We start from the raw sequence: 570 nt of genomic DNA, 5'->3' as shown, positions 1-570 counted from the left end.
GCCCGTCTTGAAGGTTATGGACTTGAAGCGCTAGGCATCGAAACAGATCGTACGGTGGTCACCAATGAATATCTAGAAACGTTGTATCCCAATATTTATGCAGCAGGTGATATCGTTGGGCCCTATCAGTTTACGCACGTGGCATCGCATCAAGGCTGGTACGCTGCCGTCAATGGCTTGTTTGGGCATTTTAAGAAATTCAAAGTTGATTACCGAGTGATTCCGTGGACAACCTTTATCGATCCAGAAGTCGCTCGCGTGGGTTTGAACGAGCAAGAAGCAATTGACAAAGGCATTGATTTTGAAGTGACGCGTTATGACTTTAAAGAGCTAGATCGCGCGATTACTGATAGCGCTGCTAAAGGTTTTATTAAAGTCATCACTCCTAAAGGCAAAGACAAAATCCTAGGGGTGACGATAGTGGCTGAGCATGCTGGTGATTTGATGAGCGAGTTTGTACTGGCGATGAAACATGGTTTGGGACTGAATAAAATACTGGGTACGATTCATACCTATCCGACATGGGCGGAAGGTAACAAATACGTCGCTGGTGAATGGAAGCGCAATCAC

At 45.6% G+C, this 570-nt stretch carries 1 protein-coding gene; it reads left to right on the top strand.

All coding sequences use genetic code 11. The features are described from left to right. Positions 1-570: FAD-dependent oxidoreductase (locus ACS8FC_RS19660; protein WP_439298025.1), on the top strand; the 570-nt coding region annotated here is incomplete at both ends.

The organism is Psychrobacter sp. 1Y4 (assembly GCF_051847555.1).
Note: the sequence above shows the minus strand (reverse complement) of the source record. Positions and strands in the feature narration are given on the sequence as shown.